This window comes from Ferranicluibacter rubi (assembly GCF_011603255.1).
In the GTDB taxonomy this organism is placed as follows: domain Bacteria; phylum Pseudomonadota; class Alphaproteobacteria; order Rhizobiales; family Rhizobiaceae; genus Ferranicluibacter; species Ferranicluibacter rubi.
The window spans coordinates 60,806-84,930 of record NZ_JAANCM010000015.1 but is presented as its reverse complement, the minus strand read 5'-3'; the positions used below and the strand labels follow the sequence as shown (position 1 = coordinate 84,930).

At 63.4% G+C, this 24,125-nt stretch carries 20 protein-coding genes; 8 read left to right on the top strand and 12 right to left on the bottom strand.

Translation table 11 applies throughout. From position 1 onward, the window contains the following. Positions 1-251: 251 nt before the first annotated feature. Positions 252-836 (top strand): TRAP transporter small permease subunit, encoded by a 585-nt coding sequence (locus G8E10_RS22650; RefSeq protein WP_167130779.1) that lies wholly within the window; start codon positions 252-254, stop codon positions 834-836. Then, on the top strand, positions 833-2,578 hold the full coding sequence (locus G8E10_RS22645; protein ID WP_167130778.1) for a TRAP transporter large permease subunit: 1,746 nt from the start codon (positions 833-835) through the stop codon (positions 2,576-2,578). The genes G8E10_RS22650 and G8E10_RS22645 overlap by 4 nt, the downstream gene beginning before the upstream one ends. 133 nt (positions 2,579-2,711) lie before the next feature. Here the strand turns inward: G8E10_RS22645 and G8E10_RS22640 are convergent, their stop codons facing one another. Continuing rightward, a complete protein-coding gene (locus G8E10_RS22640; protein WP_167130777.1) occupies positions 2,712-3,818 on the bottom strand; it encodes a TRAP transporter substrate-binding protein in 1,107 nt (368 codons plus the stop codon). Positions 3,819-4,170: 352 nt separating this feature from the next. Between G8E10_RS22640 and G8E10_RS22635 the strand changes: the two genes are divergently transcribed. The 4 genes from G8E10_RS22635 to G8E10_RS22620 all read left to right on the top strand — a co-directional run bounded on the left by G8E10_RS22635 (position 4,171) and on the right by G8E10_RS22620 (position 8,073). Next, complete coding sequence (locus G8E10_RS22635) at positions 4,171-5,148, top strand: sulfate ABC transporter substrate-binding protein (RefSeq protein WP_110807527.1); 978 nt, start codon at positions 4,171-4,173, stop codon at positions 5,146-5,148. Positions 5,149-5,321: 173 nt separating this feature from the next. Continuing rightward, the gene (cysT, locus tag G8E10_RS22630; RefSeq protein WP_167130776.1) at positions 5,322-6,143 is read left to right on the top strand and encodes a sulfate ABC transporter permease subunit CysT; all 822 of its coding nucleotides are present in this window, start codon (positions 5,322-5,324) and stop codon (positions 6,141-6,143) included. Between the two features lie 2 nt (positions 6,144-6,145). After that, a complete protein-coding gene (gene cysW, locus G8E10_RS22625; protein ID WP_167130775.1) occupies positions 6,146-7,048 on the top strand; it encodes a sulfate ABC transporter permease subunit CysW in 903 nt (300 codons plus the stop codon). After that, positions 7,045-8,073 carry a sulfate ABC transporter ATP-binding protein gene (locus G8E10_RS22620; protein WP_167130774.1) on the top strand — a complete coding sequence of 343 codons (1,029 nt, stop codon included), beginning with the start codon at positions 7,045-7,047 and terminating at the stop codon, positions 8,071-8,073. The genes cysW and G8E10_RS22620 overlap by 4 nt, the downstream gene beginning before the upstream one ends. Before the next feature lie 52 nt (positions 8,074-8,125). On the opposite strand, the gene mgrA is transcribed toward G8E10_RS22620, so the two are convergent. The 8 genes from mgrA to G8E10_RS22580 all read right to left on the bottom strand — a co-directional run bounded on the left by mgrA (position 8,126) and on the right by G8E10_RS22580 (position 18,436). Continuing rightward, positions 8,126-9,157, bottom strand: coding sequence for an L-glyceraldehyde 3-phosphate reductase (mgrA, locus tag G8E10_RS22615; RefSeq protein ID WP_110799084.1), 1,032 nt, complete (start codon positions 9,155-9,157; stop codon positions 8,126-8,128). A 255-nt stretch (positions 9,158-9,412) separates the two neighbouring features. Then, positions 9,413-10,546 carry a Gfo/Idh/MocA family protein gene (locus G8E10_RS22610; RefSeq protein WP_132441776.1) on the bottom strand — a complete coding sequence of 378 codons (1,134 nt, stop codon included), beginning with the start codon at positions 10,544-10,546 and terminating at the stop codon, positions 9,413-9,415. Positions 10,547-10,576: 30 nt separating this feature from the next. Further along, entirely contained in the window at positions 10,577-11,338 is a 762-nt protein-coding gene (locus G8E10_RS22605; protein WP_167130773.1) for a sugar phosphate isomerase/epimerase family protein, read from the bottom strand. Between the two features lie 53 nt (positions 11,339-11,391). Continuing rightward, positions 11,392-13,866 carry a glycoside hydrolase family 2 protein gene (locus G8E10_RS22600; protein WP_281517752.1) on the bottom strand — a complete coding sequence of 825 codons (2,475 nt, stop codon included), beginning with the start codon at positions 13,864-13,866 and terminating at the stop codon, positions 11,392-11,394. Positions 13,867-14,086: 220 nt separating this feature from the next. Beyond that, positions 14,087-15,175: an ABC transporter ATP-binding protein gene (locus G8E10_RS22595; protein WP_110799087.1), complete on the bottom strand. Its 1,089-nt coding sequence runs from the start codon at positions 15,173-15,175 to the stop codon at positions 14,087-14,089. A 5-nt stretch (positions 15,176-15,180) separates the two neighbouring features. Further along, the gene (locus G8E10_RS22590) at positions 15,181-16,125 is read right to left on the bottom strand and encodes an ABC transporter permease subunit (protein WP_167130772.1); all 945 of its coding nucleotides are present in this window, start codon (positions 16,123-16,125) and stop codon (positions 15,181-15,183) included. Next, positions 16,118-17,044 (bottom strand): carbohydrate ABC transporter permease, encoded by a 927-nt coding sequence (locus G8E10_RS22585; RefSeq protein WP_167130771.1) that lies wholly within the window; start codon positions 17,042-17,044, stop codon positions 16,118-16,120. The genes G8E10_RS22590 and G8E10_RS22585 overlap by 8 nt, the downstream gene beginning before the upstream one ends. Positions 17,045-17,200: 156 nt before the next feature. Then, positions 17,201-18,436: an ABC transporter substrate-binding protein gene (locus G8E10_RS22580; protein WP_132710391.1), complete on the bottom strand. Its 1,236-nt coding sequence runs from the start codon at positions 18,434-18,436 to the stop codon at positions 17,201-17,203. A 453-nt stretch (positions 18,437-18,889) separates the two neighbouring features. Between G8E10_RS22580 and G8E10_RS22575 the strand changes: the two genes are divergently transcribed. Then, positions 18,890-19,972, top strand: coding sequence for a LacI family transcriptional regulator (locus G8E10_RS22575; RefSeq protein WP_167130770.1), 1,083 nt, complete (start codon positions 18,890-18,892; stop codon positions 19,970-19,972). A 100-nt stretch (positions 19,973-20,072) separates the two neighbouring features. Here the strand turns inward: G8E10_RS22575 and gndA are convergent, their stop codons facing one another. After that, positions 20,073-21,512: an NADP-dependent phosphogluconate dehydrogenase gene (gene gndA / locus G8E10_RS22570; RefSeq protein ID WP_167130769.1), complete on the bottom strand. Its 1,440-nt coding sequence runs from the start codon at positions 21,510-21,512 to the stop codon at positions 20,073-20,075. A 281-nt stretch (positions 21,513-21,793) separates the two neighbouring features. On the opposite strand from gndA, the gene G8E10_RS22565 reads away from it, so the two are divergent. Then, positions 21,794-22,207, top strand: a complete 414-nt coding sequence (locus G8E10_RS22565; protein ID WP_167130768.1) for an SRPBCC family protein — start codon at positions 21,794-21,796, stop codon at positions 22,205-22,207. Positions 22,208-22,227: 20 nt separating this feature from the next. On the opposite strand, the gene G8E10_RS22560 is transcribed toward G8E10_RS22565, so the two are convergent. After that, positions 22,228-22,947: a PAS domain-containing protein gene (locus G8E10_RS22560; protein WP_167130767.1), complete on the bottom strand. Its 720-nt coding sequence runs from the start codon at positions 22,945-22,947 to the stop codon at positions 22,228-22,230. A 214-nt stretch (positions 22,948-23,161) separates the two neighbouring features. Then, on the bottom strand, positions 23,162-24,115 hold the full coding sequence (locus G8E10_RS22555) for a lipid A biosynthesis lauroyl acyltransferase (protein ID WP_132710986.1): 954 nt from the start codon (positions 24,113-24,115) through the stop codon (positions 23,162-23,164). Positions 24,116-24,125 lie beyond the last annotated feature (10 nt).

The following is a 24,125-nucleotide window of genomic DNA, read 5'->3' as shown; positions in this document are numbered from 1 at the left end:
AGACCTCCAGATGCCGGCCATGCCGCATCTGCGACTTTGGTCGCATCCCGGCCAAACACCGCGCGAAACGGCCCAAACCGCTTGAAAGCACGGCCGAAATCGGCACTGTGGCCGAGGGAAGGCCGCTGGGGAGAGCGGCTGAAGCATGTCGCGCAAAAGTATGCAGCGGTTTTGCGATAACGACATGCGAAAAAACAGGAGCTTAAAGCGTACGGAGCAATCGCGACACGCTTTAAGAGGGGGAGATCGACATGACACCATTGCTGGGCCTCAGCCGCCTGATCGATGCGACGACGGAGTTCATCGGCAAGTCCGTGACGTGGCTCATCCTCGTCGCCGTGCTCGTCAGCGCCGGCAACGCGATCATCCGCAAAGCCTTCAACATGTCGTCCAATGCCTGGCTCGAGGCGCAATGGTACCTCTTCGGCGCCGCCTTCATGCTGGCCGCCGCCTACACGCTGAAGCAGAACGAGCACATCCGCATCGACGTCGTCTACGGCAACTTCTCGCGCCGGGTGCAGCACTGGATCGACCTGCTCGGCCACCTCCTGTTCCTGATGCCCTTCGTGCTCGTGATGATCGTCTACCTCATCCCCTATGTCCGCATGAGCTACGTCTCCGGCGAAATGTCCTCCAGCGCCGGCGGCCTCATCCTCTGGCCGGCAAAGGCCATCCTCCTCGCTGGCTTTGTTCTGCTGGCCTTCCAGGGCGTTTCCGAGATCATCAAGAAGATCGCCATCATGCGCGGCGCCATCGACGATCCCGCGCCTTACGTGCCGACACATGCGCCGCTGGAAACCGCGCCGTCTAATGTCGCTCCGGAGGTGCGCCCGTGATCGAGTTCATCGCCGAAAACCTCGCGCCCATCATGTTCCTCTCGCTGATCGTCTTCATGCTGATCGGCTACCCCGTCGCCTTTTCGCTGGCCGCGAACGGCCTCCTGTTCTTCGTCATCGGCGTCGAACTCGCCCCCTATTCGGACAGCATCAACCTGTCCTGGCCGCTGCTCAACGCCCTGCCGGACCGCTTCTGGGGGGTGATGTCGAACGACACGCTGCTCGCCATCCCCTTCTTCACCTTCATGGGCATCGTGCTGGAGAAATCCGGCATGGCGGAGGATCTGCTCGATACGATCGGCCAGCTGTTCGGCCCCGTCCGCGGCGGCCTCGCCTATGCGGTCATCTTCGTCGGCGCGCTGCTGGCCGCCACCACCGGCGTCGTCGCGGCCTCGGTCATCGCCATGGGCCTCATCTCGCTGCCGATCATGCTGCGCTACGGCTACGACCGCAGCCTCGCCTCCGGCGTCATCGCCGCATCCGGCACCCTGGCGCAGATCATCCCGCCCTCGCTGGTCCTCATCGTCCTTGCCGACCAGCTCGGCCGCTCGGTCGGCGACATGTATGCCGGCGCGCTCATCCCCGGCCTCGTCCTTACCGGCCTCTACATGGGCTATATCCTGCTGATGTCCTTCCTGAAGCGCGAGGCCATGCCGGCTTTGCCGCTCGAGGCGCGCACCCTCGGCTCCGGCGTCACCTCGCTTATCGTCGCCCTCGTGGTGGCCTTCGCCTTCGCCTATGCCGCCCATGTCATGCTGTCACCGACCTACGGGGCGGATGCCGACATTCTCGGCGGCACCTGCGGCGTCGCCTTCATCTACGTGGTCGCCCTCATCGACCGCACGACGAAGCTCAACATGATGTCGCGGCTGGCCCAGCAGGTCATCATCGTCCTCATCCCGCCGCTGGCGCTGATCTTCCTCGTGCTCGGCACCATCTTCCTCGGCATCGCCACGCCGACGGAAGGCGGCGCCATGGGTGCGGTCGGCGCGCTCATCATGGCCGGCGCCAAGGGCCGCCTGTCGATGGAGGTGATCCGCTCGGCGCTGACCGCCACGACACGCCTGTCGGCCTTCGTGCTCTTCATTCTCATCGGCGCCCGCGTCTTCTCGCTCACCTTCTACGGCGTCAACGGCCACATCTGGGTCGAACACCTGCTGACGGGCATGCCGGGCGGTGAAACCGGGTTCCTGATCGCGGTCAACGCGCTCGTCTTCTTCCTCGCCTTCTTCCTCGATTTCTTCGAACTCGCCTTCATCATCGTGCCCCTGCTGGCACCGGCGGCGGACAAGCTCGGCATCGACCTGATCTGGTTCGGTGTCCTGCTCGGCATCAACATGCAGACGAGCTTCATGCACCCGCCCTTCGGCTTCGCGCTGTTCTACCTGCGCTCGGTCGCTCCGAAGATCCCCTATCTCGACCGCCTCACCGGCAAGATGACGCCGCCGGTGACCACCGGCCAGATCTACTGGGGTGCCGTGCCCTTCGTCTGCATCCAGATCCTCATGGTGGCGCTGACGATCATGTTTCCGCAGATGGTCATGCACTACAAGGGTGACGGCGCCGTGGTGGACCCGAACACGATCAAGATCGAGGTCCCCGGCTTCGGCACCAATGGCGGGGGCTTGAGCCTCCCCGGCGGCCTGCAACTTCCTCCCGGAAACCCGCTGGACGGCACGAAACCCGCCGACCCCGCGGCACCGCCCGCCAACGACCTCAGTGCCCCGCCATCATTCAAATAGGCGTGGTCGAAACGACAGAACGGCCGGGCTCATCCCCGGCCGTTTTTCATGGGGTAGACTGGCAAACGAAAACCGCCGGAGCCCGTGGTTGAGAACGGGCTCCGGCGGCGGTCTTTGAAACAGTGAAAACCGATCAGAGCTTGCCGTTGCGCTGCTGGATCATCATGAACGTGTCGTAATTGTATTCCGCGATCTGCGCGTTGAGGTAGAACTCGGCACGGAAGGCCTTGATCGAGCCCCAGATTTTCTTGAAGGCCGGGTTCGTCGCTTCCATGTCGGCATAGACCTTGTTGGAGGCGTCGAAGCAGGCGGACAGGATTTCGGCGCTGAACGGGCTGAGCTTCGCACCGGACGCGACAAGCCGCTTGATCGCGGCAGGGTTCAGGTAGTCGTACTTCTGCAGCATGTTGGCATCCGCCGCCTGGCAGGCGGTGCGCAGCAGCGACTGGTAGGCCTTCGGCAGGCCGTCGAAGGCCGTCTTGTTGAACATGGCGTGGACGGTCGGGCCGCCTTCCCACCAGCCGGGATAGTAGTAGTAGGGCGCGACCTTGTAGAAGCCGAGCTTCTCGTCGTCATAGGGACCGACCCATTCCGCCGCGTCGATCGTACCCTTTTCGAGCGAGGGATAGATGTCGCCGCCGGCGATCTGCTGCGGCACGACGCCGAGGGTCTGCATGACCTTGCCGGCAAAGCCGCCGACACGCATCTTCAAGCCTTGCAGGTCGGCGACGGTCTTGATTTCCTTGCGGAACCAGCCGCCCATCTGAACGCCGGTATTGCCACCGGGATAGGCGACCAGACCCTGCGGCGCGAGGAACTCGTTGAACATGTCGATGCCGCCGCCGTGATACTGCCAGGCATTATGGCCACGGGCGTTCAGCGCGAAGGGAACGGCGGCGCCCAGCGCCCAGACCGGGTCCTTGCCCCAATAGTAATAGGAAACCGTGTGGCAGGCCTCGACCGTGCCGGATGACGCGGCATCTGCCGCCTGCAGGCCGGGAACGATCTCGCCGGCCGCAAAGACCTGGATCTGGAAATTGCCGTCCGTCGCCTCGGAGACATATTTCGCGATCACCTCGGCGCCGCCATAGATCGTGTCGAGCGATTTCGGGAAGGACGAGGTCAGCCGCCACGAGACTTTCGGGGTCGTCTGGGCGATGGCAGGTGCTGCCAGCACGGTCGCAGCGGCCGCTCCGGCGCCGCCAATCCCTGCTCGACGAATAAATGAACGACGATCCATGTTCTGTCTCTCCTCCTGTCGCAGTCAGCCGGTAGAATGCCGGTCTGTCCTCCCTGCGGGCGCCCTTGCAGACGCCGGATCCCAGAGGCGGTTTACTTGTCGAAAACCGCTTGCCCGAAGGGCAGATTACACGCCCCGGTCGCCGTGTCCAGCAGAGGCGGCGACCGGGGTCTTCGACTTTCGCCGCAAAGGGAGACATGCCGCAGACATGCCAATGACGACGACAGGTTTTCTGCCCCGGCCCTCATCCCGGCAATAATTTTCCCGGATGGTCGAACAACCTGAGATAGCCGACCTCGGACACACAGCGACACCACCCTATGATACCGCCATCAACCTACCGGAGACTTGAATGAAACGCTTCCTTCTGATCGGTGCCGCCCTGGCCGCATTGACCGCTTCCGCCCATGCCGACGACAAGCTGCTCAACGCGTCCTACGATATTTCGCGCGAGCTGTTCGAGAAGGTCAACGAAGCCTTCGTCGCCAAGCACCCCGGCGTAACCGTCGATCAGTCGCATGGTGGATCATCCAAGCAGGCGCGCGCCGTTCTGGAAGGTCTGGAAGCCGATGTCGTCACGTTCAATCAGGTCATCGACATCGACGCCTTGGTGAAGGGCGGCTTCGTCACCGACGACTGGAAGACGGATTTCCCGAACAACGCGTCTCCCTATTATTCCTTCCCGGCCTTCCTCGTGCGCGAGGGCAACCCGAAGGGCATCAAGGACTGGAACGATCTCGTTCGCGACGACGTGAAGGTCATCTTCCCCAACCCCAAGACCTCCGGCAATGCGCGCTACACCTATCTGGCAGCGCTCGCCTTCGCCAAGGAGACCTTCAAGGACGACCCGGCCAAGGTGGACGCGTTCATCGCCAAGCTGTTCGATAACGTTCCCGTCTTCGACACGGGCGGCCGCGCCGCCACCACCACCTTCGTCGAGCGCGAGACCGGCGACGTGCTGATCACCTTCGAGGCGGAGACCAAGGGCATCGCCAAGGAATTCGGCGAGGACAAGTTCGATATCGTCGTCCCCTCCGTCAGCCTGCTCGCGGAATTCCCGGTCGCCGTGGTCGACAAGGTCGTGGACAAGCATGGGACCCGCGATCTCGCGAAATCCTATCTCGACTTCCTCTACACGCCCGAAGGCCAGACCATTCTTGCCGAGAACGGCAACCGCGTGAACGACGCAACCGTCGCGGCGAAATTCAAGGATCAGTTCCCGGATATCCGCCTTCTCAAGGTCGAAGACGTGTTCGGTGGGTGGGCCAATGTGAAGAAGGAAGAGTTCGCCGAAGGCGGCCATCTCGACAAACTTTACGGCAGCCGTTGATCGCAGGGCCAATCTATGGAAAACGGAAGCCGCGGCGGGACAAGACGTCCCCCGCGGCTTCCATCCGTTTGCAGCTTGCCCCATCGTCACCGGTGAGGACCAAGCTGCGGCCCGTGAACAACCGCAGGACGGCCTTCGCCGCCCACGCGACCTGACAAGAAAGAGGACCGGCCTTGGCTCGGCGCATTCTTCCCGGCTTGCCGCTGACCCTCGGCATCACGCTGGTCTATGTCGCCGTGATCGTGGTGCTGCCGCTCGGCGCGCTGATCTTCAAGGCGGCCAGCCTCGGTCCGGGCGATTACTGGACGATCATCTCGTCCGACCGCGCCGTCGCCAGCTATCGCGTGACGCTGCTCTGCGCTGCCGCCGCGACCGCCTTCAACCTCGTCTTCGGCATGGCGCTCGCCTGGGTCATCGTCCGCTATCGCTTTCCAGGCCGCCGCATCGTCGATGCGCTGGTTGATCTTCCCTTCGCGCTGCCGACGGCGGTGGCGGGCATCGCGCTGACGACACTGTTTGCCAGCAATGGCTGGTTCGGCAGTGCCCTCTCGACGCTTGGGCTCAAGGTCGCCTACACACCCCTCGGCATCATCATCGCCATGGCCTTCACCAGCCTGCCCTTCATCGTGCGCACGGTGCAGCCGGTGCTGGAAGAGCTCGACGGCGCGCTGGAAGAGGCAGCACAAACACTGGGTGCGAGCGATAGCGAAATCTTCGCCAAGGTGCTGCTGCCGCAGCTCTTCCCCGCCATCCTTGCCGGCCTGTCGCTGTCCTTTGCGCGCAGCCTCGGCGAGTTCGGTGCCATCATCTTCATCGCCGGCAACCAGCCCTACGAGACGGAAATCACCGCCCTCCTCGCCTTCATCCGGCTGGAGGAATACGACTACCCCGCCTCCGCCGCCATCGCCTCCGTCATGCTCATGGCCGCGTTCCTAATGCTCGCAATCACCAATATCCTGCAGACCCGCGCCCTGCGCTACACGGTGAAGGGCTAACGATGACCAAAACGAAAACCCGTCGCCCGCCGCGCATCGGCGAAAAGCCGGTCTTCCGCAACAGCCTCATCGCGGTCGTTCTCCTGCTGGTGGCGCTGGTTATCGTCGCCCCGCTCGCCATCATCGGCGTGCAGGCGTTCTCCAAGGGTGCCGCGTATTTCGCAAAATCGATCACCGACCGCGACACCGTGCATGCCATCTGGATGACGGCGCTGACGGCACTCATCGCCGTGCCCATCAACACGATCTTCGGCGTGGCCGCCGCCTGGGCCATCACCAAGTTCGACTTCCCCGGACGCCGCCTGCTGCTCGTCGTCATCGAGATCCCCTTCTCGGTCTCACCGATCGTCGCCGGTGTCGCCTATCTCTTCGTCTACGGCCTTCAGGGCCTGTTCGGCGAGACGCTGCAATCGGCCGACATGAAGATCCTCTTCGCTCTGCCCGGCATCGTGCTGGCCAGCCTCTTCGTCACCGCACCCTTCGCCGCCCGCGAACTCATTCCGCTGATGCAGGCGCAGGGCCGGGATCTGGAGGAAGCCGCGACCTCGCTCGGCGCCAGCGGCTGGCGGACGTTCTTCTCGGTGACGCTGCCCAACATCAAATGGGCGCTGCTCTACGGCGTCATCCTCTGCAATTCCCGCGTCATGGGGGAATTCGGCGCCGTCTCGGTCGTCTCGGGCAATATCCGCGGCCAGACCAACACGCTGCCGCTGCACATTGAACTGCTCTACCACGACTACAACGCGGTCGGCGCCTTCGCCGCCGCCTCGATTCTCGCAAGCCTTGCCATCGTGACGCTGATCGCCAAGGTCGCGCTGGAGCGCCGCGGCGCCGGCCGCGTCCGGCGTCCCGCGTTGGCGGGTCCGACCTTTGAAACGACTGAACCGGGGATATCCAAGCCGTGAAGATCCGCCTCGATACGATCGTCAAGACCTTCGACACCTTCCGCGCCGTCCATGGCGTCTCGCTGGAGATCGAAAGCGGCGAACTGGTCGCCCTGCTCGGCCCCTCGGGCTCCGGCAAGACGACGATCCTGCGCATGGTCGCAGGGCTCGAATATCCCGATGAGGGCGCGATCTTCTTTGGCGAGGAGAACGCCACCGACATCGAGGTCCGCAACCGCGGCGTCGGCTTCGTGTTCCAGCATTATGCGCTGTTCCCGCACATGACGATCGGCGAGAACATCGCTTTCGGCATGAAGGTCTCCAAGACCCGCCGCTCGACGGCCGAAATCACGGAGCGCGTGGCCGATCTCCTCCGGCTGGTCCAACTCGACGGACTGAAGGATCGCTTCCCCGCGCAGATCTCCGGCGGCCAGCGCCAGCGCGTGGCGCTCGCCCGGGCGCTCGCGGTCGATCCGAAGGTGCTGCTGCTCGACGAACCCTTCGGCGCGCTGGACGCCAATGTGCGGCGCGACCTTCGCCGCTGGCTGCGCAAGATCCACGAGGAACTGGGCATCACGACGCTCTTCGTTACCCACGATCAGGCCGAAGCGCTCGATCTCGCCGATCGCGTCGTCATCCTCGACAAGGGCCGGATCGTGCAGACCGGCACGCCGGAAGAGGTCTGCCGCGCGCCCGAAAATGCCTTCGTGATGAATTTCCTCGGTGATGCCAACCGCTTGAGGGCGACGGTGACGGCCGGCCGCGCCAGCGTCAACGAGATCCTGTTCGATGCGGCGGGCGTGCCCGACGGTCCGGCGGAACTGTTCTTCCGACCGGCCGACGTCATCTGGCGCGAGGACGGCGCCGGCATCCCCGCCGTCATCCTGCGTGTCATCGACCGCCCGGATTCCAAGCGGATCCTTGCGGTGACCGCCGACGGCCAGCATGTTGAATTCGACACCGCGCCGGAGTTCCCCTTCCGGACGACGGCGCGCGGAACGCTGGAAATCCTGCGTCCCCGCGTGTTTTCCACAACGCCGGCTTGAACCGGGCAGAGTGAGCAAGCCGGCAATGCGCCGGCTTGCAGAGCGTTGAACGTCAGGCCAGTTCGGCCGACTTGGCCCAGAGGTTGATGTCGGCCTCGCGGGCATAGGTGTCGATCTCGGCCAGTTCCTCGGCCGTGAACGACAGATTGTCGATCGCCTTGACGCAATCCACGATCTGCGACGTCTTGCTGGCGCCGATCAGCGCCGAGGTCACGCGGCCGCCGCGCAGCACCCAGGCAAGCGCCATCTGCGCCAGCGTCTGGCCGCGACGGGTGGCGATCTCGTTGAGCTTGCGGACGTTGTCGATGACCTCGGGACGGATGAGGCGCTGGTTGAGATAGTGGTTCAGGGCAGCGCGGCTGTCGCCGGGAATACCGTTCAGATACTTCGTCGTCAGCATGCCCTGCGCCAGTGGTGAGAACACGATGGAACCGACGCCGAGATCCTCGACCGTATCCAGCAGCCCGTCGTCCTCGACCCAGCGGTTGATCATCGAGTAGCTCGGCTGGTGGATCAGAAGCGGCGTGCCGAGGTCCTTGAGAATCGCGGCCGCTTCGCGGGTCCGCTGCGAGTTGTAGGAGGAGATGCCGACATAGAGCGCCCGGCCGGACCGGACGATATGATCGAGCGCGCCGCAGGTCTCTTCCAGCGGCGTCTCGGGGTCGAAGCGGTGCGAGTAGAAGATATCGACATAGTCGAGGCCCATGCGCTTCAGGCTCTGGTCGCAGGACGCGATCAGGTACTTGCGGCTGCCCCATTCGCCGTAAGGACCCGGCCACATGTCGTAGCCGGCCTTGGACGAAATGATCATCTCGTCGCGATAAGGCTTGAAGTCCTGTTTGAAGATCTCGCCGAAGGCCGTTTCGGCAGCGCCGTAGGGCGGGCCGTAATTGTTGGCGAGGTCGAAATGGGTGATGCCGAGATCGAAGGCGGTCTGGCACATCTCGCGCTTCAGCGCATGCGGCGTGGTTTCGCCGAAGGTGTGCCACAGCCCGAAGGAGATCGCCGGCAGCTTGAGGCCGGAGCGGCCGCAGCGGTTGTAGATCATCGTGTCGTAGCGGGTGTCGGCGGGATGCCAGGTCATTGTCTTGTCCTCCGTTCGTCGGTGTCGGCGTGGTCTATCGCAGAACGCCGGCGGCAGGAACCGTCACGCGGATTTTGTTTTTATCGGGGGTGCTCAGCCCCTCACCCTAACCCTCTCCCCGCAAGAGCGGGGAGAGGGGACGCGCCCTGCTCGTTGTTTTGACGTGGGATGAAAGAGGTGCCACACGTCCCTTCTCCCCACGGGTGGGGAGAAGGTGGCGGCAGCCGGATGAGGGGCGGCCGCAGGTGTTGCCGTCTACCGCAGCAGCGCCCGCGCCGCCTCGATGCCGAGCGGGGCCGGCTGGGTGCAGGTGGTGGTGAGGTCCACGAACCGTCCCTCGTCGCCCGACTTCAGGATCGAGACCATGACATCGACGCCGTGGAGCGTGCGCTCCAGCGAGCAGCGCGGGTCACGGCCCTCGGTAATGGCCTGCGCCATGTCGGCGAGACCGGCCGTGCGATAATTGGCGAGCGGACCCTGCGGGTGCTCCTGATTCTCCACGGAGAACGGGTGATCCCAGCGCTCGAGCGGCGAAATTTCCTTGCCCTTGCCGCTGACCTCGACCTTGCCGCCGAAGAAATTGGGGTCCGGCACATAGAGCGAGCCCTCAGTGCCGTAGAGCTCCATGTTGCCGTGGCGATGCGACCAGACATCCCAGCTCGCCGTCAGCGTCACAGTTGCACCGCTGTGGAATTCGAGAAGCGCATGAATGTTCGTCGGCGTCTTCACCGGGATGACCTGGCCCTTGCGGGGCTCGCTCGAGATGGTGCGGGTCTTCGCCGCCTTGGATGCCAGAGCCGCGACGCGCTTCACCGGGCCGATGAGGTTGATGAGGTTGGCGACGTAATAGGGTCCGAGATCGAGCACCGGCCCTGCACCCGGCAGAAAGAAGAAGTCCGGGTTGGGATGCCACATCTCCATGCCGGGGCTCATGACGTGGCAGGTGCCGGAGGTGACGCGGCCGATGCGGCCGCTATCGACCTGGGCACGGGCCAGCTGATGCGCGCCGCCAAGGAACGTATCCGGCGCACAGCAGACGGTGAGGCCCTTCGATGTCGCAAGGGCGCGAAGCGCCTCGCCCTGCTCCAGCGTCAGCACGAGCGGCTTTTCGGAGTAGACGTGCTTGCCGGCTTCCAAGATCTGCTTGGAGACGGGGAAATGCGCATCCGGAATGGTCAGATTGACGACGATGTCGATATCCGGGTTGGCGAGCAGCTCGTCGATCGACTGAGCCTTGACGCCGTACTCGCCGGCCCGCGCTTCGGCCGCAGCCGGATTGATGTCCGCGCAGGCGCGGATTTCGATGCCCTTGAACAGGGGCGCAAGCCGGAAATAGGTGGTGGAAATATTGCCGCATCCGATGATGCCGACGCCGAGATCCTGTGTCATGACGTATGCTCCTTTGAAAAGGTCGTGCTGTCAGAAGGTCTTGATGGAGGCGATGGAGCGTTCGGCAAGGCGGGCGAGATCGCTCGGATTGTCGTGCTCGACGATGTAGATCTTCGCCGGTGTCGAGGCGAGACGGGCATAAAGCCCCTTCCAGTCGACCGTTCCGTGCCCGACATCCGCCCAGCCGTCCTCGTCCGTGTTCTCGCCGGCCGGGGCGATGTCTTTGACGTGAACGGCGGTGATCCTGCCCGCATAGCGGTCGATCCAGGCCAGCGGATCGGCGCCTCCACGGATCACCCAGGCGATGTCGGCTTCCCATTCGAGATCCGGACCGCCTTCGAAGATCAGGTCCATCGGCACCGTGCCGTCCGGCAGGGCCGCGAATTCGAAGTCGTGATTGTGCCAGCCGAAACCGAGCCCGGCTGCCCGGACTTTCTCTCCGGCCTTCTGCAGCCGGGCACCGAAGGCCTTCCAGCCAGCCGCATCCGTCGGACGGTTTTCGGGCAGGACATAGGGGCAGTAGATCGTTGCGATGCCCAGCATCTTCGCCACTTCGATGGCCCGTTCCGGATGGCTCTCCAGCATGTCGAGGCTGAAATGCCCGGTCGGCATCGTCAGCCCGTTGCGGTCGAGATCGGCTTTCAGCGCCTTCACCGCGCTGTCGTCGTGATCGCCATAGAGCGCACCATAGCCTTCGACGTGGCCGTAGCCGGCCTTGGCCACGATATGCAGGGCATCGGACAGCGGCGGAAAGTTGCGGGCGGAGTAGAGCTGGAAGCTGAGCGGTCTCATGGAACTGTCCTTTTTTAGAAATGCGGGTCGGTCTCTGGCTCCGTCGGGGAGCGTCAACCAGCCGAGGATTGCAGGTCGTAGACGGTGAAGACCGGCGACGGGCCCTCGCCCGGCGTCGATGGTGTGAAGCGGACCGTGCGGCTTGTCCCCGCGGTGAGGTCGAAGGCGTTGTCGCTGAAGCGCCCGGCGACATCGGCCTCGATCATCACGTGGAGAGCGAGGCTCTTTGCGGAGACGGTGACGTCGATGCCACCGTCCTGGCTGGCCGTCGTCAGATGCAGGCCGGACGGTTCGAGATCGAGCGCCTTGTAGGTTCCGGGAACGTAATGCCCCTCGCCCCGCGCGCCGTCCGAGGCCTCGAAGGTCCAGAACAGCAGCATGCCTTCCGGGATGTCGGCAGCGGAAAGCTCCACGAGCGTTGCGGCGCGATCGGCCGGGCAAGTACCGCTCGCCGCCATCAGCGGGCGGCGCTCCCCCGACAGCGAGACGAGGAACGTCTGCACCTCGATGCTGACGGCTTCCCGTGTGTCGTTGACCATCGACAGCGCGATGGTCTTCCCATCGTCCGACGGAATGGCGGCGACGGCGACCGGCTGGAAGAAGCGGCGCACCATGTAATGCATGGCTTTCCAGCTGCCGCCATAGTCGAGGCTCGACCAGGATGCGACCGGCCAGGTGTCGTTCAGCTGCCAGTAGAGCGTGCCCATGCAATGGGGTTTGAGCGACCGCCAGAACTCCACGGCCGTCTTGATGGCGAGGCCCTGCTGGATCTGGCTGAGATAGACGAAGCTCGAAAAATCCTTGGGAAAGCGGAAGTAGCGGAACATGGTGCCCGCAATCCGCTCGTTGCCCCCGGCATTCTTCTGGTGGCTCTCCATCACCGGCGAGGCGATGTTGAGGTCCTTAGCGGCGGCGAATTGATGGATCACCGGCATGGATGTGTAGGACTGAAAACCGAACTCCGAGCAGAAGCGCGGGCGCACGGTGCGGTAGTTGTCGAACGACTTGTTCTCGTGCCAGACCGACCAGTAGTGCATGTCGCCCGCGCCATCGGCGTGCCAGGCGTCCCCGAAGTTGAGCGGACCGACGGCCGGGCTCGATGGCCACCAGATCAGGTCCGGCGCGGCCTTCTTCATCGTGGTCTCGATGGTCCGGTTCAGGCGGTCGTAAGAGACGAGATAGCGGTCGCGATCCCTCCGGCTCTCCTCGAACCACGTCAGCGCGCCGACGAGCTCGTTGTCGCCGCACCACAGCGCGATGGAGGGATGCGACGACAGGCGGCGCACCTGATCCTCCACTTCGGCGGCGACGTTGTCGAGGAAATCCGTGGTCGAGGGATAGAGATTGCAGGCGAACATGAAGTCCTGCCAGACCATGAGGCCCAGCCGGTCGCAGAGGTCGTAGAACCAGTCCGGCTCGTAGAAGCCGCCGCCCCAGACGCGGATCATGTTCATATGTGCATCGACCGCCGACTGCAGCAGGTCCTCGACACCGGCCTGCGTCACACGCGAGAACAGCGCATCGGCCGGGATCCAGTTCGCTCCGCGGCAGAAGATCTCGACGCCGTTGACGCGGAAGGCGAAGCGGCTGCCGGCCTCGTCCGGATCGGTCAGGAGTTCGATTCTGCGAAAACCGATGGTCTTTTCGACACGATCGCCGCCGACGGAAACGACGAGGCGCGACAGCGCCTGCTCGCCGCTACCGGCCGGCCACCAGAGGTTCGGTTGTCGGACAGGGAAGACATGCTCAACGGTGGTCGTGCCCCTGGCGAGATCGACATCCAGCGTCTGCACGGTGCCATCGAGATCGAAGCTGACGGAGGCATGGCCGGTTTTCGTGGCGAAGAGCGCGGCGGTGACGACGAGATCGACCGAGCCGTCCTGATGCCAGTCCTGCCGCGTCGTCACATGCTCGACCCGCGCCTCCGCCAGCCGCTTGAGGAGCGGCGGCTCATAGACGCCGAGGGGGGCGATGGCGATGTTCCAGTCCCAGCCGAAATGGCACTGGACCTTGCGCAGCATGCTGCCGTTCGGGATGGGGGAATTGGCGGTGGAATAGGGAATGTAGAACGGTTGCTTCGCCTGCCGCTCGGCGCTCTCGCGCACGGAGGATCTGATGACAAGTTTCAGCCGGTTGGTGCCGGGAACGAGCTTGCCGGTCACGTCCGGCCGGTAGCGGCGGAAGCTGTTGTCGGCTTCGAGCACGAGGGCGTCATTGAGATAGACATCCACCACCGTGTCGAGCCCGGCGAGGTCGAGATACCAGCTGTCGGTCGCGGCGGCATCTGTGATGTCGAAGGTCCGCTCCAGCACCCAGTCCTGTTCGGCCACCCACTGCACGTCGGCCTCGTTGCGGCCGACATAGGGATCCGGGATGATGCCGGCTGCGAGCAGCGCGCTGTGGACATCGCCGGGGACCGGCATGGTGAGGGTGTGTTTCGCGTTGAGGCTCGACAGTGTCCAGGTGCCGGAGAGATCGGTGGTGTGGGTGGTGACGGTGTTGGTCATTTCGGGTCTCTGCTTGGTCATGTTTGCTCGGTTCGTTCTGCGATAAGGCCGCAATCCCTCAACTCGCTGCGAGGTCGCGGCCCCTCATCCGGCTGCCGCCACCTTCTCCCCGCTGGCGGGGAGAAGGGACTCGGAGCGGCCTTGAGGCACGTCCCCTCTCCCCGCAGGCGGGGAGAGGGCTAGGGTGAGGGGCTGCGGCGCCCGGCAACGGTTCCAGCAATGCAGCAGCAACGCCTACCCGTCACAACCGCTGCTCCGTGCCCGAATCGAAGATCGACGCCATGCCCATGTCGATGCCGAGGCGGACCTGCGATCCCGGGGCGTAGCGGCGCGACCCGGCGATCCGCACCGACATGGTCTGACCGGCAAGCTTCAGCCAGAGAAGGTTGTCCGCGCCCATCGGCTCCTCGATATCGACCACCGCCGCATGCGCATCGCCGCCGGCCGGCACCTCGTCCACCGTCACATGCTCCGGGCGGATGCCGAGCACGACGTTGGTGCCGGAGAGGATCGGCGCGCGGGCGGGATAGGCGTCGATCGCGAAATCGACGCCGCCGACGTGCACGATCTTGCGGCCGCCCTTCTCCTCCACCGTGCCGCGAAAGAAGTTCATCGACGGCGAGCCGATGAAGCCGGCGACGAAGAGGTTTTCGGGTGCGTTATAGATCGTCATCGGATCGGCCAGTTGCTGGATGACGCCGCTCTTCATGACGGCGATGCGGTCGGCGAGCGTCAGCGCCTCGATCTGGTCGTGCGTGACGTAGATCATGGTGTTCTTCAGCGACTGGTGCAGCCGCTTGATCTCGACGCGCAGTTCGGAGCGCAGTTTCGCATCGAGGTTTGACAGCGGCTCGTCGAACAGGAAGACATCGACGTCGCGCACAAGGGCCCGCCCGATCGCGACGCGCTGCCGCTGGCCGCCGGAAAGCTCGGCCGGCTTGCGCTTCAGGAGTGGCTGGATCTGCAGGATCTCGGCGGCGCGGGCCACGCGCTTGTCGATCTCCGGCTGCGGCATCTTGGCGACCTTGAGCCCGAAGGACAGGTTCTTTTCGACGGTCATCTGCGGGTAGAGCGCATAGGACTGGAACACCATGCCGATGCCGCGGTCCTTGGGCTCCTCCCAGGTGACGTTCTTGCCCTTGATGAAGATCTGCCCGTCGGAGATTTCCAGAAGCCCGGCGATGCAGTTGAGCAGGGTCGATTTTCCGCAGCCGGACGAACCGAGCAGCACGAGGAACTCGCCGTCGCGGATATCGAGATTGAGGTTTTCGAGAACGGTGACTGCGCCGAAGCTCAGCGACAGATCCTGGATGGAAACGCTTGACGTCATGAGGATCAGCCTTTCACGGCGCCGGCGGCGATGCCGCGGACAAACAGGCGCCCGGAAACGAAATAGACGATGAGGGGAACGGCGCCGGTCAGCAGCGTGGCGGCCATGTTGACGTTGTATTCCTTCACGCCCTGCACCGAATTGACGATGTTGTTGAGCTGGACGGTGATCGGATAATATTCGGGGCGGGTGAACACGACGCCGAACAGGAAGTCGTTCCAGATGCCGGTGATCTGCAGGATCATCGCGACCACGAAGATCGGCAGCGACATCGGCAACATGATCCGGAAATAGATCATCCAGAACCCTGCCCCGTCGATGCGGGCCGCCTTGAACAGCTCCTCGGGCAGCGAGACGAAGTAGTTGCGGAAGAGCAGCGTCAGGATCGGCATGCCGAAGATCGAATGGACGATGATGAGGCCGGTGAGCGAGCCGTAGATGCCGAGTTCGCGCAGGATGATGACGAGCGGGTAAATCATGACCTGATAGGGAATGAAGGCCCCGATGATCAGGACGATGAAGAAGGTCTCCGACCCCTTGAAGCGCCAGTTGGCCAGCGCATAGCCATTGATCGAGGCGAGCGCGATGGAGGCGATGGTCGAGGGTACCGTGATGCGCACCGAATTCCAGAAACCGCGCGACAGGCCGTCGCAATTGAGGCCGGTGCAGGCGCTCGACCAGGCCTTCACCCAGGGCTCGAAGGTGATCTCGACCGGGGGCGAGAAGATGTTCCCAAGCCGGATCTCGGGCATGCCTTTCAGCGAGGTCACGACCATCACGTAGAGCGGCAGCAGGTAGTAGCAGGCAAACACCAGCAGCGTGCCGTAGACCATGATGTTGGTGCCGGAAAAGGCGCGCGCCGGGCGCTTGCCGCGGGGCCCGGCGGCCAATTGCGGTTTGGCGGCGTCGATGGCAACGGCGGTGGTGTTGAGGGAGGAGATATCAGCCACGCTTGCGTCCTCCGAATTCGAGATAGGCCCAGGGAATGATGATGATCGCGACGGCCAGCAGCATCATGGTGGAGGCTGCAAAGCCCTGACCGAGGTTCTGGGCCTGAAACATGTAGTCGTAGACGTACTTCGCCGGCACTTCGGATGCGATGCCCGGGCCGCCGCTGGTCTGCGCCACCACGAGGTCGTAGACCTTGACGATGCCGGAGGCGATGATGACGAGCGTGGTGATGAAGACCGGCCGCATCATGGGGATGACGATGAAGAGATAAGTCTTCCAGGCGGGAATGCCGTCGATGCGCGAGGCCTTCCAGATCTCCCCGTCGATGCCGCGCAGTCCGGCCAGCATCAGGCACATGACGAGGCCCGTTCCCTGCCAGAGCGCGGCGATCAGGATGCCGTACATCACGAGGGCGGGATCGTAGAGCGGATCGAAGCGGAAGGACGTCCAGCCGAGCGAGCGGATGACCGACTGGATGCCGAATTCCGGATTGAGGATCCACTGCCAGACGAGACCTGTGACGATGAAGGAGAGAGCGAAGGGATAGAGGAAGATCGTGCGGAAGGTGTTCTCGAACCGGATCTTCTGGTCCATCAGCGCCGCCAGCAGAAAGCCGATCAGCAGGCTGAAGATCAGCGAGAAGATGCCGTAGATACCAAGATTGATGATCGACACCGTCCAGCGGGGTGCTGCCCACAGGCGCTCGTACTGGTCAAGGCCGACGAAGCTCATGCGTGGCAGCAGCCGCGAATTGGTGAAGGAATAGAGCACCGTCCAGAGTGTGCCCCCCGCGAAGATGACGACGGCGGTGAGGATCATCGGGATGGACGCGATCTTCGCGCTCATATTGCGGAAATACTGGTTCGGCCGGGTGGATTTCCGGGCCGGTGGGGCAGCTGTCGTCGCTGGAACCGTCATCGGCAGGCGCCTCCTCGTGGCTCTCCCTGATGGGCGGAGCGCGGCAAACATGAGACTAGGGCGGGGCGGTCCCGGGCCTCGTCGAGGCCCGGGTGGTGAATGCGGAGGGTGATCGCTGGTTGGGGATAGTGACGGCGACAGGCCGCCACCTCTTCATCACTCGGCGGAGGCGATGATGCCGGCCCAACGCGTCTGTGCGTCTTCGACGGTCATCGTGGTGCTGGCGAAGAATTCGGAGAACAGGTCCTCCTTCTGCTTCTGGATGTCGGCCGAGAGCAATTCGTCCGTACCCTGAACAACGTCGCCCTTGGCAAGGATATCAAGACCCTTCTTCATGCAGTCGTTGGTGGCCGACAGATCGACATCGCCGCGCACGGGCAGCGAGCCCTTCTTCAGGTTGAAGGCGACCTGCGTGGCTGGATCCAGCAGCGACTTCGCGAGCGCTTCCTGCGCCTTCGATTTGTCCTCGTCCTTCAGGAGCGGGAAATAGAAGGCGTCGCCGGCCGTTGCGAGAAAGCCGTTCATGCCGAGACCCGGAAGGCAGGAGTAGTCCGTGCCGGCCTTCTGGTCGGCCAGCTGAAATTCGCCCTGCGCCCAGTCGCCCATGACCTGACCGCCGGCCTTGCCGGTGATGACGAGGTTGGTGGCCTGGTTCCAATCCTGGACATTGCTGCCCTTGGCCATCTTGCGGGCATCGTCCGCCGCCTTGAAGATCTTGGCGATCTCCGGTCCCGTGGCCGTCTCCCCGTCCTTGTCCTTGTAGACCTTCAGATAGAGATCCTTGCCGCCCAGCGAAATCAGGAGCACATCGAACAGACCGGCCGACTGCCAGGCCTGACCGCCGAGTGCCAGCGGAACGATGCCGGCCTTCTCCAGCGCGGGCGCCGCCGCGACATATTCGTCCCAGGTCTTCGGCACCTCCACGCCGGCTGTCTTGAAGGCCGCGTTGGAGAGCCACAGCCACTGCCAGGAGTGGATGTTGACGGGTGCGCAATAGATCTTGCCGTCGATCGTGCAGGCGTCGAGCAGGCTCGCCGGCCGGATGACCTCTTTCCACTTTTCAGCGGTGGCGACATCGGTCAGGTCGCGCATCAGGCCGGCCTGCACCAGTTCCTCGGCCTGTCGGCCATGGTTGAACTGCGTGGCGCCCATGGGGTCGCCGCCGGTGATGCGGCTGATCATGATGGGGCGTGCCGTGCCGCCCGAGCCGGCAATCGCGCCGTCCACCCATTTGTTGCCGGTCGCATCGAACGCCTTGGCCAATTCCGCGACCGCCGCAGCCTCCCCGCCGGACGTCCACCAATGCGTTACTTCCAGATCCGTGGCATGAGCCGCACCGAGCGGCAGTACCACACCGGCAGCCAGAATTGCTGCGCGAAAGCGTGTCATCATGAGTCTCCTCCCTCACTGTAACGTTGCCGTAAAAACGTAGCGGATGTGCTCCGAGCACGCAACAGAGCAACCGTTAAATTTTCTGAGAGTCTTTTAATTCTACCTGGGGGAGAATTTTTGTCATGACAGCAAGGTCGTGTTCTCACCGAAATGCGCTGCAGCATATGGATTTAGGTGCAAGAAGCTCATTGAATAGGCGTCATTTTCGCCATCATTGCCTTGATAAACCGCGGCATGCCGATTTGCAGTGCAGCAATTATTTCGGCGTCACTCTGGTATCGTCCGAAGATTGCAACCTGACCCGAGAGCCACAAAAGATCGTCACGATCAACTGTATCGTTACAGATTTTTCGTGTAGGCACGGAATGGGTGACATTGGTCAAGCCGCGTCGAACCGGCTAGAACGATTGGCGACACGCCGGTTGCATGGACCGGATGGAAGGGCAGGCATCGATGGCCGAGACGACGAAAACCGATGGTTTGCCACAAACGGCGGCGCAGGCCGGCCCGCAGACCGGCAGCGCTCAACTCCACCTCCCCAGCAACGACCGCCCGACGCTGAAAACGATCGCCTTCATGACCGGGCTCGGCATTACCACCGTGTCGCGCGCCTTGAAGGACGCGCCCGATATCGGCGCGGAAACGAAGGAGCGCGTGCGCCTCGTCGCGCGCCAGGTCGGCTACCAGCCGAACCGCGCAGGCGTGAGACTGCGGACCGGCAAGACCAACGTCATCAGTCTCGTCCTGTCGCTGGAGGAGGAAATCATGGGTCTCACCAGCCCGATCGTCGTCGGCATTTCCGAAGTGCTGGCGGCCACGCCCTATCACCTCGTCGTCACACCCTACAGCCCCTCGCGGGACGCCCTCGCCCCGGTTCGCTACGTGCTGGACACGGGTGCCGCCGATGGCGTCATCATCTCGCGCACGGAGCCGAAGGATGCCCGCGTGGCGCTGATGCTGGAGCGAAACTTCCCCTTCGCCACCCATGGACGCACCGATATGGGGCTGGCACATCCCTATCACGACTATGACAATGAGGGCTTCGCCTATGCCGCCGTGCGGGCGCTGGTGGAGCGCGGGCGCCGTCGCCTGACGCTGCTGCAGCCGCCGCCCCACCTCACCTATCACAGGCATATGCGCAACGGCTTCGACCGTGCGGTCCGCGACTTCGGCGTCGAGACGATCCCGTTCGACACCGTCGATATCGACCATTCGCTGATCGACATCCGCACCGCATTCGAAACCCTGCTGCGCGGCGGAGCGGTGCCGGATGGCATCGTCTCGGGGAGCGGTGCGGGAACCATCGCCCTGATTGCCGCCATCGAAGCGACCGGCCGCAAGATCGGCGCCGACATCGACGTCGTCTCAAAGGTGCCGAGCGATTTCCTCGGCTGGCTGCGCCCTGAGGTCATCACCATGAAGGAAGATATCCGCCACGCCGGCCACGAGCTCGCCAAGGCGGTCCTCGCCCGCATCGCCGGCCGACCGCCGGAAGAGCTTCAGAGTCTGAGCGGCCTCGACAGATCGAAGAGCTGACGACGCCTCTCTCAGAACAGCAAGAAGGCCGCGCGACATACGCCGCGCGGCCTTTCTTCGTCAGGTCGTTCGACCCTTTAGATCAGGATCGTTCGGCAGATCAGGACCGTTCGGCGACGAGGCCGCTGCCCCACGGGCCGTGATGCGAGTCCTTGCCGTCCGTGCGGTCATAGCCATGGGCGCCGAAATAGTCGCGCTGGGCCTGGATCATGTTGGCCGTGCCGCGGGCGCGGCGGTAGCTGTCGAAGTAGCCGAGCGCCGAGGCGAGTGCCGGGACCGGGAGACCGCCCAGAACGGCGGTGGAGACGACGCGACGAAGCGGACCGTCGGTTTCCTTGACCATGGCGGCAAAGGCCGGGGTGACGATGAGGTTCGCGGCATCCGGCGATTCGGTGAACGCCTTGGTGATCTCGTCGAGGAACTGCGAGCGGATGATGCAACCGGCACGCCAGATGCGGGCGATGGTCGGCATCGGCAGGTTCCAGCCGAACTCGCGGGAGGCAGCCGCCATAACGGCGAAGCCCTGCGCATAGGCGCCGATCTTTGCCGCAAGCAGGGCGTTTTCGAGATCGGCAAGGAAGGCGGCCTTGTCGCCGATCGACAGCGGCGGCACATCCGGCAGTCCGAGGATCTTCTCGGCAGCCTCACGCTCGGTCTTCATCGACGACAGGCTACGGGCAGCGACGGCCGCCTCGATGCCGGTGGCCGGCACGCCCATGTTCTGCGCCTCGATCACCGACCACTTGCCGGTGCCCTTCTGGCCCGCCTTGTCGAGGATGACATCGACGAGCGGCTCGGAACCGAGCTGGTCACCAGCGCGGAGCACGATTTCGGAAATCTCGATCAGGAAGGAATTGAGGCGGCCCTTGTTCCAGGTCGCGAAAACCTCGGCGATCTCGGTCGCGCTCATCTTCAAACCGTCGCGCAGGATGCCGTAGATCTCCGCGATCATCTGCATGTCGGCATATTCGATGCCGTTATGGATGGTCTTGACGAAGTGTCCGGCACCGTTCTCGCCGAGCCACGCCACGCAAGGGTCACCTTCATAGCGGGCAGCAATCGAGGTCAGAACCTTTTCGACGCGCGTCCAGCTTTCTTCCAGGCCACCGACCATGATCGAGGGACCATGGCGTGCACCTTCTTCGCCACCGGAGACGCCCATGCCGATAAAGGTCAGGCCGCTATCCTTCAGGGTGTCGAAACGGCGCATCGTATCGCGGAAATTGGCGTTGCCGGCATCGATCATGATGTCGTGCGCTTCGAGATGCGGCTTCAGGATTTCCATCTGCTGGTCGACCGCTTCGCCGGCCTTGATCATGATGATGATCGGCCGCGGCGGCTTGATCGCCGCAACGAACTCTTCGATCGTCTCGCAGGGGATGATGCGATCCTTGAGATCGCCTGCCTCCTCGTAGAACTCTCTCGTACGCTCGACCGTGCGGTTGAACACTGCGATCGTGTTGCCCTTCTCGGCAATGTTGAGCGCGAGGTTGGACCCCATGACGCCGAGCCCGATTAGGCCGATTTCCGCCTGTGCCACGTGTATGCCTCCATTAGATCCTGGAACGCGGGGATGCCGGTCATCGGCGGGCGTTCCATTGATGTGTCGTACCCGCAGTGCCGACCGTTGCAGCCGGTTGCCGAATGGGTGAACGCGGCAAGTTTTGGCACCGGAAAGCGTGAACCACAAGACATTGTTGACGTTCGAAGCTACATTTCCTCTCCGATGCCGACAGATGTCGCAGCAGCGCGAGGACGTCCTGCAAAGGTGTCCGCGCCTGCACCGCCGAGAATGCTCGAAGAGGAGAAGGAGAGAGCGAAATGACGATGAACGTCCGAACCGTCGAGGTCGTCATCGAGCGGGATGCGGGCACGGTCTATGCCTATGCGAGCCGCCCCGAGACGATGCCGCTCTGGGCATCCGGGCTTGCAAGCGGGCTCCAGCCTGCCGGCGATCACTGGGTTGCGAGCGGGCCACTCGGAACCGTCAGGATATTCTTCACGCCTGCGAACGATCTCGGCGTGATGGACCATACGGTCGTCGAGGAAACAGGCGTGACAACCTACAATGCTTTCCGCGTGACACCGAACGGCTCGGGAGCCGTGGTCGTGTTCACACTGTTGCAACAGGCCGATACGAGTGAGGACAGCTTCGCACGCGATATCGCTTGGGTGCGGAAAGACCTGACCCGGCTCAAGGCTCTTCTGGAGGGCGAAGGAGACGCGACGGCCTGAATTTGCCGGCGGCCGCTCACTCAGGCCGCGATGGCGCGACGACGGTTGGCGAGTTCCTGATAGACGATGATGGCGCCGATGATCTGCCCTGTCGATGTGCGGCACGGGGTCATGCGGGACCGGATCACGATCGTCCGGCCACCGATTTCGCGAGCATAGGTCGTATCCACCGTCTCGCCGCCAAAGCAGCGATCGAGGCGGGGTTTCAGGTTGTCCTCGAAGAACTGAAGCCCGGCGAATTCCAGAATCGTCCGTCCGATCAGGGACAGCGGGGTTTGATGGACATGCTGTGCGTGAAGGACATTCGCATAGAGATAGCGGTAATCGGGCGTGACGACGCAGACACGGTCCGGCAGACTGTCGAGAATGGCCTCGTTCAACAACCCCTCATCCGCCCGGACCTTCGGAAGCAGTGCAGTCCGTTCCGGGGCGATGCCTGGGTACCGCACCATCAGATTTCCGGTTTCCGACTCGACGAAATAGCGCTCGGCAAGATCCGACAGCACATTGCTGTGTCGCATGACATTGGAGCAGTCGTCGGCCTCCTTCTTCAGGAGATCCAGCAGGAACTGGAACTGCAGGCGAGCATCAGCGACCGTCTTTGCACGTTCGCTCTCGATCGCCTTCAAAAGGGGTTCGATCTCTCTGTCGAGGACGTCGATCAGCGAGGTTTCCCCGCCGGTCACTGCCTGCTGGATCTGGCTGTATTTCACCCAGAACAAATCGATCAGCGTCTTCACGACTTTATCCCCACACCCATGCGTCACCGCAAACAGACAGGAAATGTCTATTCCGACCGCATGACACCATGTTAACGAAACGCCTGAAAATGCGCCGTTTCACTCTACACAGGCGACGACGTCGTTCAACCGATCCTTCGCGATATCACGAATTTCATATGCCTTTTTTATAAGGCACGCCGACGCTGAGAAAGCCAACCGAAGGCTTCTCCGTCTACATTTTCGTATTCGTCTCGCGGGCCAACTTGCGCTTCACCTGCCAGCGATCATGATACCACAGCCATTGGCCGGGATATTCCCGTACCCAGCGCTCCACCGTGTCGTTCAGAAGCTGCGCCGTCGCCTCGACATCGACGCTGCCGCCCTCCTTGCGGGGAATCGCGACGGCGGGCTCGATCTCCAGGCGGAATCGATTGCCGGGCAAGCGGATGCAGCGCGCCGGGTAAACCTCGCAGCCGAACTGACGCACGAGCTTGGCGAGCAGCGGATTGGTCTTGACCGGCTGGCCGAAAAACGTGGTGCTCAAGCCCTTCTTGAACTTCTGGTCGACCAGAACGCCGATCCCCTGCCCTTCGTCCAGCTTGCGCGCCAGCGTGAAGGACGATCCGGCGTGGGACGGCACCAGAGTTCCCATGCGCTTGGCGCGGAAATCATAGACCTTCTTGGCCATGGTCGCATTGTTCGGCGGGCGGAAGAGCACGGTGACGTCGAGACCGAACGCCGATCCTGCAACCGGCAACATCTCAAAACTGCCGGTATGGCCGGTGAAGACGATGAAGGGACGCGGGTTGTCGCGCAGGTCGAGGAAGATCGGCGCGCCGACCACCTCCACCCGGCCCGGCGCGCCGCGTGTCGGGTCATAGTCGAACAACCGGTCGAGAAAGACGTATTCGGCGGCAAGCCGGCCGATGGATCCCCAGCTTTCCAGCGCGATCGCTTCGATCTCGCTCTCGCTCTTCTCCGGGAAGGCGGCGCGCAGGTTGGCGAGCGTCAACAGATGACGGCCCCGCATGAAGCGCGGGCCGGCAAGCCGCGCCACGCGGTCCATGAAATTGAGTGCCGTGTCCGGCGGAAGCAGCTTCAGCAGCATCAGCGGCAGGAAGGCCAGCTGCGCCACGATCCAGTCGCTCGCGTGCCTGTAGAAGAGAACGAGCCGCGTGATCAGAATGCGCACCGGA

What these genes read in the sequence shown, in the direction of transcription:
- G8E10_RS22650 (WP_167130779.1), top strand. Translation starts at nt 252, where the DNA reads ATGACACCATTGCTGGGCCTCAGCCGCCTGATCGATGCGACGACGGAG.
- G8E10_RS22640 (WP_167130777.1), bottom strand. Translation starts at nt 3,818, where the DNA reads ATGGATCGTCGTTCATTTATTCGTCGAGCAGGGATTGGCGGCGCCGGA.
- G8E10_RS22635 (WP_110807527.1), top strand. Translation starts at nt 4,171, where the DNA reads ATGAAACGCTTCCTTCTGATCGGTGCCGCCCTGGCCGCATTGACCGCT.
- cysW (WP_167130775.1), top strand. Translation starts at nt 6,146, where the DNA reads ATGACCAAAACGAAAACCCGTCGCCCGCCGCGCATCGGCGAAAAGCCG.
- mgrA (WP_110799084.1), bottom strand. Translation starts at nt 9,157, where the DNA reads ATGACCTGGCATCCCGCCGACACCCGCTACGACACGATGATCTACAAC.
- G8E10_RS22610 (WP_132441776.1), bottom strand. Translation starts at nt 10,546, where the DNA reads ATGACACAGGATCTCGGCGTCGGCATCATCGGATGCGGCAATATTTCC.
- G8E10_RS22605 (WP_167130773.1), bottom strand. Translation starts at nt 11,338, where the DNA reads ATGAGACCGCTCAGCTTCCAGCTCTACTCCGCCCGCAACTTTCCGCCG.
- G8E10_RS22600 (WP_281517752.1), bottom strand. Translation starts at nt 13,866, where the DNA reads ATGACCAAGCAGAGACCCGAAATGACCAACACCGTCACCACCCACACC.
- G8E10_RS22595 (WP_110799087.1), bottom strand. Translation starts at nt 15,175, where the DNA reads ATGACGTCAAGCGTTTCCATCCAGGATCTGTCGCTGAGCTTCGGCGCA.
- G8E10_RS22585 (WP_167130771.1), bottom strand. Translation starts at nt 17,044, where the DNA reads ATGACGGTTCCAGCGACGACAGCTGCCCCACCGGCCCGGAAATCCACC.
- G8E10_RS22580 (WP_132710391.1), bottom strand. Translation starts at nt 18,436, where the DNA reads ATGATGACACGCTTTCGCGCAGCAATTCTGGCTGCCGGTGTGGTACTG.
- G8E10_RS22575 (WP_167130770.1), top strand. Translation starts at nt 18,890, where the DNA reads ATGGCCGAGACGACGAAAACCGATGGTTTGCCACAAACGGCGGCGCAG.
- G8E10_RS22565 (WP_167130768.1), top strand. Translation starts at nt 21,794, where the DNA reads ATGACGATGAACGTCCGAACCGTCGAGGTCGTCATCGAGCGGGATGCG.